This window comes from uncultured Campylobacter sp. (assembly GCF_938031315.1).
Classification (GTDB): domain Bacteria; phylum Campylobacterota; class Campylobacteria; order Campylobacterales; family Campylobacteraceae; genus Campylobacter_B.
The window spans coordinates 1-8310 of the sequence record NZ_CALHHT010000450.1 but is presented as its reverse complement, the minus strand read 5'-3'; the positions used below and the strand labels follow the sequence as shown (position 1 = coordinate 8310).

At 49.1% G+C, this 8310-nt stretch carries 6 protein-coding genes; 1 reads left to right on the top strand and 5 read right to left on the bottom strand.

Translation table 11 applies throughout. The features are described from left to right. The first annotated feature begins 310 nt into the window (after positions 1 to 310). Positions 311 to 550, top strand: a complete 240-nt coding sequence (locus tag Q0236_RS11285; RefSeq protein ID WP_297918018.1) for a hypothetical protein — start codon at positions 311 to 313, stop codon at positions 548 to 550. Positions 551 to 614: 64 nt separating this feature from the next. Here the strand turns inward: Q0236_RS11285 and serA are convergent, their stop codons facing one another. The 5 genes from serA to pheT all read right to left on the bottom strand — a co-directional run. After that, positions 615 to 2192, bottom strand: coding sequence for a phosphoglycerate dehydrogenase (serA, locus tag Q0236_RS11280; protein ID WP_297918015.1), 1578 nt, complete (start codon positions 2190 to 2192; stop codon positions 615 to 617). A 54-nt stretch (positions 2193 to 2246) separates the two neighbouring features. Then, complete coding sequence (locus tag Q0236_RS11275) at positions 2247 to 3914, bottom strand: 30S ribosomal protein S1 (protein WP_297918012.1); 1668 nt, start codon at positions 3912 to 3914, stop codon at positions 2247 to 2249. A gap of 112 nt (positions 3915 to 4026) precedes the next feature. After that, positions 4027 to 4863 carry a 4-hydroxy-3-methylbut-2-enyl diphosphate reductase gene (locus tag Q0236_RS11270; RefSeq protein ID WP_297918009.1) on the bottom strand — a complete coding sequence of 279 codons (837 nt, stop codon included), beginning with the start codon at positions 4861 to 4863 and terminating at the stop codon, positions 4027 to 4029. Beyond that, positions 4853 to 6127 (bottom strand): 3-phosphoshikimate 1-carboxyvinyltransferase, encoded by a 1275-nt coding sequence (aroA, locus tag Q0236_RS11265; protein ID WP_297918006.1) that lies wholly within the window; start codon positions 6125 to 6127, stop codon positions 4853 to 4855. Before aroA ends, Q0236_RS11270 begins: the two co-directional genes overlap by 11 nt. Next, positions 6124 to 8310, bottom strand: a 2187-nt coding sequence (gene pheT / locus Q0236_RS11260) for a phenylalanine--tRNA ligase subunit beta (RefSeq protein ID WP_297918003.1), incomplete at its 5' end; no start/stop codon positions are given. The genes pheT and aroA, both read right to left, overlap by 4 nt.

Sequence of the window (8310 nt, the reverse complement as noted above, 5' to 3'; positions counted from 1 at the left end):
CTCACAAATTAGCAGGGCGCATTACGGCTGATTTTGCATCGACTAAATTTACGCCGGGCGGAATTTTCGCAGAAGCGTAATTTAGACAAAACGTAAAAAATTTAATCAGCGGTGCAATCTCTGGGCAGCCGTCCAAAATTTAAACGAGCAATACGATTAGCGAAAAATAAAGCGCCTGCCGCAATAAATTTGAGACAAAAGCGCCTTGACGTGTCAAAAATTTATAAAATTTGACCGCGTTTCGCATCGCAGCCTCTAGCTTTTAGTGCCAAACCTGCATAGCGGTAAAATTTAATCGGCGGCGCCCGCGATGATGAAATTTAAAGCAGATCTACAAGGACGAAATTTAAATTTAAAAGCAAGCTCAGGGCAAGAGTTAAATTTAAAGCGCACGCGGCGTTTTCACAAGCCGCGAGCCAAAACGTATCTGCCGAGCGCATGTCACAACGTATTGCAAGCACTGGTTTGCACGTTACGTCAAATTCCGCAAAATCCTCGCCGATCGTTCCCGTATCGCCTCATCAAACGCCGTCGTAGGCTGAAGTTGTAAATTTAAATTATAAAGAATTAAAACGAGGCGAAATTTAAAATTCCGCCTCCTAAGCAGGAAAAGATTAAAGCGCCGCGTAGCGCACCATTAGGCAGGTTTGAAGCGCCGCCAGCTTATCAAGCGTGCTTTTTTGCACTTCGGAATCGACCAAAATGACCGCCAAAGCATCCCCCTCCTCGCCTCTGCCTAAGCGGAAGTCCGCGATATTGATGTTTTCGTCGGCTAGGATCGTGCTTACGGATTTGATAACGCCCGGCACGTCGGTGTTTTTGAAGATTATCATCTTGCCCTTCGGCTTAAAATCGGTCTTAAATCCGCCGATATTTACGATGCGCTCCTCGCTGCCGTCAAAGACCGTACCTGCGACGTTTGAGATCGCCTCGTCGGTCATAATTTTTACCGCGATCTCGCTTTTATAGACGCTGTTTGCAAGCTCGCCGAAGCTCGTCTCGATCCCCTTTTCATCCGCAAGAAATTTAGCATTGACGTAATTTAGCGAATCGCCCAAAGAATCGTGCAGCGCGCCTACGATGGCAAAAACGAGCATCGATTTTAGATACTGCACCACCTCGCCGCTGCCCTCGATGCGAATCGATTTGATCGGGCCTTTGTTGATCTGCGCCGCAAGATAAGCCATTTTGGAGACCAAATTTATATACGGCTCGATACCGCGCGGCAAATCCTCGAGCTTAAGCGGCAAATTTAAGGCGTTTGGATAATTTAAGCCGCGTGCGGCGCTGATCGCCTGCTCTGCGGCTTCTCTGGCGATATTGCTTTGCGATTCGAGCGTGTTTGCGCCAAGATGTGGAGTGGCGCTTAAATTTTCGATATCCAAAAGCTCGTGATCGGTCGCAGGCTCTTTGTCGAAAACGTCGATGCCAAGATACGCGATCTTGCCGCTGCGTAGATTGTTTGCGAGCGCTTTTTCATTATACAGCCCGCCTCTGGCGCAGTTTATTAGACGTACGCCGTCCTTCATCTTCGCTATTTGCGGCTCGCCTACCATATTTATCGTCTCTTGATTTTTCGGCGTATGGATCGTGATGAAGTCGCAAGATAAAATTTCGTCGAAATTTTTCGTATATTTTACCCCGAGCTTCGTGGCCTTCTCAGGCTCGATATAGGGATCATAGGCGATGACGTTCATCCCAAACGCAAGCGCGCGCACCCCCACGCGCGAGCCAATGTTTCCAAAGCCGATGATACCGAGGCTCTTTTTATAAAGCTCGGTGCCGTACCATTTCTCGCGCTTCCAAATTCTATTAATTTTCAGATCGTTGCAGGAATTTACATATTTGCGCGCCGCATTTAGCAGATGGCACATGGTCATTTCGACCGCGGCGATGGTGTTTGCCGTAGGTACGTTCATCAAAATAATGCCGCGCTTGGAGCAGCCGTCGATGTCGCAGTTATCGACGCCCACGCCCGCCCGCACGATCGCTTTTAGCTTGGTGCCGGCGCCAAGGAATTTCTCATCCACCGCCGTAGAGCTTCTGGTGATCGCGACGTCCGCATCGCCTAAAATTCCGTATAGCTCGTTCTTGGACACGCTCGTGGCGTCGATTACTTTAACGTCCGATTCTTGCTTAAGCAGATCAAAACCGATTTTGTGGATTGCGTCGCAGACTATGATAGTTTTCATTAAATTTAACCTTTAGAAGTAGGTCCGCAAGGCGGGGATGCCTTGCGGGAGGAATTATTTATTTAGTTGATCTTTGATCAGATCCCCTAGGCTTTGCTTCTCGTCGTCGTTGCTATTGATCTCGTTTAGCGCCTCGCGCTCCTTCTGATGAGCCAGTCTGCGCACGCTTAGGCGGATTCTGTTTTTCTTCTCATCGATGAAAGCGATCGCAGCCTCGATCTCGTCGCCTACTTTTAGGCTATCTACGCTTACGTTGCCAAGATCTTCCTTGCGGATAAGCGCGTCGATACCGCCTCCAAGCTCGACAAAAATTCCGAACTCTTTAATATCGCGGATCTTGCCTTTTACGACATCGCCTTGATTGTGGCTCTTGGCGTAATCGCTAATAGGGCTATCGCCGAGCTCTTTGTGATTTAGAGAAATTTTTTGAGTATCTTTGTCGATCTTAATGATCTTAACTTCGATCTCGTCGCCTACTTTGAATAAATTTTTGCACTTCTCGCCGCGATCCCACGAAGCGTCTTCGTTATGCAAAAGTCCCTCTACTCCGTCGATTCTGACAAACGCGCCGAAATTTGTAATCGTAGTGACGCTACCTTTTAGCACGTCGCCTACCTTGTATTTAGCAACGAACTCATCAAACGGCTTGGTGAGTAAATTTTTAAGGCTCACGCGCAGCCTGCGCTCGCTAGGGTTGATCTCTACGACCTCGACGTCGAGCTCCTCGCCCTCACTGATGAAATCTTTCGGATTTTTGATATTTTTATCCCACGAAATTTCGCTGATATGTAAAAAGCCCTCGATGTCGTTGCCAAGATCGACAAACGCGCCGTAAGGCTCGATATTGCTTACTTTTACGCGGATAGTATCGCCCACTTCCAGGCTATCTTTGATCTCGTTCCAAGGATCTGGCATCGCTTCTTTGATCGAAAGAGAGAGATGCTTTTTATCGTTGTCGTATTTGATAACTTTAACCGGAACCTTATCGCCCTCTTTGTAGAGCGAGCTTGGATTTACCGGGCCTTTGTATGAAATTTCGCTGTAGTGTACGAGTCCGTCCACGCCGCCTACATCTACGAACATACCGTAGGTAGTGATCTTTTTAACGATACCCTCGATAATGCCCTCGGTAGCGACTACCTTTTCGATCGCCTCTTTACTTGCTTTACGATCCTCATCAAGCAGCTTCTTGCGCGATACGACGACGCTTTGCTCATCTCTATCTACTTTGATGATCTTTACTTTGAAATTTTTACCGATGGCGCCGTTTGGGTTTTTAAGCGCACTTTGCGAGCGAGGCATAAAAAATTCCACGTCGTCTGCGTTGGCGCAAACGTAGCCGCCTTTATTAAACGATAAAATTTTAACGTCATAGATATTTTCTGCGTTTTCATCATAGGAGTCGATGAACGCTTTTACTTTTTCCTTCTTTAAAGCCTTTTTATACGATACGACCGGGCGACCGCCTCTGCTTCCGATAATAGCGACTTTGATGTCATCTCCTACATTAACCTGCGGGTTTCCTTGCTGGTCGCTAACCTCGGCGGCGTCCAAAACACCCTCCGACTTCCTGCCTACGTCTATGAAAACCTCGCCGTCCTTAAGGGCGATAACCTTACCTGTGACGACCTCATCTCGAGACTTTTGGGCGTCATACTCCTCTAACAATGTCGCAAAATCTTCCTCTGCGTGGTTTTGAACCTTCTCGTTCACCTCAGCCATATGCTTCCTTTAAATTTATTTGTGCTTTTTTGAAAAGAACTAAAATGCGCGATTCTAGCCAAAATTTGCTTTCGATTTGATAAATTTCTAAGAGTAAATTTGATAAGAGGGCTTATAAATTCTGCGTTAGATTTTCGATTCGCGCTACTACTTTTTTGATGATCCAATCGGGCGTGCTGGCTCCTGCGGAGATGCCGCAGAGGCTTTTGTTTTCAAACCACGAGCGCTCAAGCTCGCTTTCGTTTTCTATGAGATAGCTGTCTTTGCAAAAATTCTGCGAAATTAAAAAAAGCTGCTTGGTGTTGGAGGAATTTTTCCCGCCTACGATTATCATCACGTCGGCCTTTTGCGACAGGCTTTTTACGGCCTCTTGATTTTCCAGCGTCGCGTTGCAAATCGTATTAAAAATTCTCAGCTCCCTCGCGCGCTGCATCAAAAAATCCGCGATTTTAGTAAAGCTTTCTATCTTTTTCGTAGTCTGCGAAACGAGCGCGACGCGCGAACCGAGCTTGACGTCTTGCAGTTCCTTCGTATCCATGATCACGAATACGCGCGATTTTGCGTAGGACTTCACGCCCTTTACCTCGGGATGATTTTTATCGCCGAAGATCACGATATCATAGCCCTCCGCGCTCATCTTTTCTACGATCTGCTGCGGCTTGGTCACGAAGGGGCAGGTAGCGTCGATGAGCTCTTTATTTTGCGCCTTTAATCTTTGCAGATCGTCCTTTTGGATGCCGTGCGTGCGGATGATGAGCTTTTGCTCGTCCTTGATCTCGCTAACGCCCTCTAAGGTTTTGACGCCGAAATTTTGCTTTAAACGGTTAATCTCTTCGGCATTATGTATCAGTTCGCCGATTGTAGCGGCCTCACCGGCGCTTTCTGCGATCTTGATCGCGCGCTTGACGCCGAAGCAAAAGCCGTAGCTTTTGGCCATCTCAATCTTCAACGCCGACCCCGATCTGTCTTAAAATCGCAGCGAAATTTGGAAACGATGTCGCGATACAATCGCTATCCTCGATGATCATCCCCGATCTTAAACCCAAAATCGCAAAGCTCATCGCGATGCGATGATCTCCGCTCGGCGTGATGATCGCCGCGTTCGCCTCGCCGCCTTCGATCTGCCAGCCGTCCTGCAGCTCGCGAGCCTTGATACCGCAGGCGCGAAGCCCTTCGCAGGTTACCTTTATGCGGTCGCACTCCTTTACGCGCAGCTCGGCGGCATTTCTAAGCACGCTACTTCCCTGTGCGCAGGCAAAGGCGATCGCAAGCGCAGGCGCTTCGTCTATAAGCCAGGAGATGTTTTCGCTTACCTCCACGGCGTGAAGCGGCGCGTAAGCGACCTCTATATCGCCGATCTGCTCGTAAATTTCGCTCGTTTTATGAAATTTTACCTCGGCGCCCATGCGTTTTAAAATTTCATACGCCTCTATGCGGGTTTTGTTTAGCATCATATTTTTTAGCACAATACGCGAGCCAGGAATTATCGCCGCGGCGACGGCGAAAAAAAACGCCGAGCTAGGGTCGTTTGGGATAAAAATTTCAAGTGGCTTAAGCGGAGAGCTAAGCGGCGCGACTTCGATCGCAAGGCCGTTTTGCGAAATTTGCGCGCCCATCGCTTTCAGCATCCGCTCGCTATGATCGCGGCTAAGCTCGGGCTCGCTAAATTTACACCCGCTGCCGCGCAAGGCCGCTAAAATCAGAGCGGTCTTAACCTGCGCGGACGCAATCTTACTCGCGTATTCAAAATACCCAAGCTTTTGCCCCAGCACCGCAATAGGCGCCTTTTCGCCGCCTGCTCGTCCGTAAATTTTAGCGCCTACTTTGCAAAGCGGATCCGCAACGCGCCTCATCGGGCGCTCGCTTAGATACCGATCGCCGCACAGCACGAAAAAGCCCTCGCGTCCCGCCAAAAAGCCCATAAATAGCCGCATCGCCGTACCCGAGTTGCCGCAATCAAGCGGAACGTTAGGCTCTTTGATAACTTCCGGCGGAGTGATTAAAATTTCGCCCGCATCGCGCTGCACGCAAGCGCCCAAAAGCTCCACTATTTTTAGCGTATTTAGCGTATCCTCGGCGGCTAGATAGTTTGAAATTTTGCTCGTCCCCTCCGCTAGCAGCGAAAAGATCGCCGCACGATGCGAGATCGATTTATCCGCGGCGATGTTTGAGATCTCCGCTCGCAAAGGGCCCGCTTGCGCAAAAATTCTCATCGCAGCCCAAGCCCCAGCTCGCTGCTAAGCGCGGCTAAAATTTTATCGGTAAAGCCCGCCACTTCCTCGTCACAGAGGGTTTTTTGAAGGTCTTGGAAAGTAAGTCTGATCGTCAGGCTCTTTGAATCGCCCAGGCTTTCGTCGCCGTAAAGATCGCTCGGGATAAATTCCTTTAGCGCCTCAATTTTAAGGGCGTCTATGCACTGCTTGATCTGCTCGAAACGCATTCCGCTCGGCACCAAAATACTTAGATCGCGCGATACGCTAGGAAACTTCGAATAAGCGTCCGCTACGATATTTTTAAATTTAAGCTTGGAAAAATCGATCTCGCACAGATAGCTTTTATCTAGATCGCGCCCCGCCTCTACGGCGTAATCCACGCGCCCGATAAAGCCCACTATCTGCCCACCCTGCTCGATCTGAGCTTGCTCGAATTCGCTTAAAAATTTCAAATTTTCGCCAGGCAACCTGACATTAAATTTACCGATGACGCTTTGGATTAAATTTGCAAAATACAAAAAATCCACTGTGGCAGGTTTTGCGCCGACCGCGATAGAGGGCTCCGCCTTTAGTCCGCTAGCGATAAAGCCCAGCCTTAGGCTCTGCGCGCCGCCTTCGTCAAAGACCTCTCCTAGCTCAAAAAGCTTGACGCTTTTGCGAGAATTCTTTAAATTTCGCTCAGCAGACTCCAACAGATGATTAATCAGCGTCGGTCTTAGCGCGTCCAGCTCGCCGTTTATCGGATTTAAAATTTTAACCTTGCACGGCGCAAAGCCTAAGCTTTGCAGCGCCTTGCCGTCGTCAAATACATAATGTACGCACTCGAAAAATCCTACTGCTGCCGCCTTACTGCGAAGCTTACGTCCGTTTTGTAAATTTGCATAGGTATCGTTTAGGCGGTTTTTCTCGTAGAAGCTTAGCGGCGCTGCGGCGATATTGTCGATGCCCACGATACGCACGATCTCCTCGCACACGTCGTGAGAATTTACGATATCGTGGCGGAAAGGCGGCACCTTGGCGGTGATTAGATCGGCTTCGACGCCCACATCAAAGCCCAGCCTTTTTAAAATTTTTACGATCTTATCGCGCGGAATTTGCGCGCCGATCATTGAGTTTATCTCTTTTTCGCTAAAGCCCACGATAAGCGGCTCCAAAGCGTTTGAAACCCTTTGCGTGCCGGCATATAGGCTAACGGCGCTGTTTTTTACAAGCAATCTAAATAGCAGATCAAGCCCCGCCCTTAGCTTCGGCTCGCTGCCTCTGCTCGAGCGATACACGTGCTCGTCGCCCTTTAGGCTTTTGTTTTCGTTTACTGCTTTGGCGATAATTAGTGGCGCGGTGTAGTTTGCCTCTAATAGCACCACTTTGCTACTGCAACACGCCTTTAGCTCCGCGTCTTGGCAAATCCCTGCTACGCTAAGCAATCTCTTGCCCGCATAAACGCCGAACTCGCCGTTTGGCATAGGCTTTATGTCAAGCGCTACCTTGCCATCTGCGGAAGCGATCTTTTCAAAATCATAAGCGCGCAGCAATACTCCGGTAGAGTGAGTAGCGTAGTTGATGAAATTTTGCACCGCGCAGCTTTGCAAAATACCAACGCTTGCAAGACGTAAGGTCTGCTTTAAATTTAACTTCAGCTCGCCTTTGATCTCATAAGCTCGAAAAGCAAATTTAGCGCTTATCTCATCGCTTGCACGTACGCTTAAAATTCTACCGATGCCGGGCAAGCCGTCGGCGTCCTCAAAATCCTGCTTTACTTTTAGCGGAAGATCCAAGGCAGCCCCCAGATCGCGCGCTATGCCCAAGATGCTAAGGCAGTCGCCGCGATTAGCGGTAAGCTCGATCTCGATAATGTCGTCGTTAAAAATTTCATACTCGCGCAGCTCCTTGCCCAGCACGAGCTCGCCGATACTGCTATCAAGCACCATAATGCCGTCATTCGTCTTGGCAAGCCCAAGCTCGGTTGCCGAACAGATCATGCCAAAGCTCTCCACGCCGCGAAGTTTGGCAGGCTTTATCTCAAGACCGCTAGGTAGCACGGCGCCGACGAGGCTAACCGCGACATATTGCCCTGCCTCAACATTTTTCGCGCCGCAGACGATCTGCAAGCTCTGCTTACCGACATCAACCTCGCAGACATTGAGATGATCAGAATTCTCGTGACGACGCTTGCTTTTTACGAG

What these genes read in the sequence shown, in the direction of transcription:
- Q0236_RS11285 (WP_297918018.1), top strand. Translation starts at nt 311, where the DNA reads ATGATGAAATTTAAAGCAGATCTACAAGGACGAAATTTAAATTTAAAA.
- serA (WP_297918015.1), bottom strand. Translation starts at nt 2,192, where the DNA reads ATGAAAACTATCATAGTCTGCGACGCAATCCACAAAATCGGTTTTGAT.
- Q0236_RS11275 (WP_297918012.1), bottom strand. Translation starts at nt 3,914, where the DNA reads ATGGCTGAGGTGAACGAGAAGGTTCAAAACCACGCAGAGGAAGATTTT.
- aroA (WP_297918006.1), bottom strand. Translation starts at nt 6,127, where the DNA reads ATGAGAATTTTTGCGCAAGCGGGCCCTTTGCGAGCGGAGATCTCAAAC.